The 274-nt window shown below is 52.6% G+C and carries 1 protein-coding gene; it reads left to right on the top strand.

Annotated elements, in window-relative coordinates; genetic code table 11:
- Positions 1-274, top strand: a 274-nt coding sequence (locus R0J92_RS22910; RefSeq protein ID WP_411053359.1) for a cytochrome c, incomplete at both ends; no start/stop codon positions are given.

Below are 274 nucleotides of genomic sequence, written 5' to 3'. Positions count from 1 at the left end.
AATTGACGACACACCGTTTAGCAGTGAGCGCGAAGCGGTTATCTGGCGCCAGGATGAACTGAAGGATTTAGAGCGGCTACTGCGACAGCTGCGCTTTGACCTGGTGAATAATCAAGATGCTCGAGGGGCCGCCCCGCGTTTAGCGGAGCTGCAAGAAAAAGCTACTAAAGCTCATTTTCTGCCCGCTTTTATTGTCGGAACCCATGGCGGAGGCTCTGATGCAAAGCCTGAGATATGGGAAGAGTGGGACGACTTTTCAGCGGGGTTTATCGAT

It is taken from the genome of Tritonibacter sp. SIMBA_163, from assembly GCF_046535935.1.
GTDB lineage: Bacteria > Pseudomonadota > Alphaproteobacteria > Rhodobacterales > Rhodobacteraceae > Epibacterium > Epibacterium scottomollicae.
Note: the sequence above shows the minus strand (reverse complement) of the source record. Positions and strands in the feature narration are given on the sequence as shown.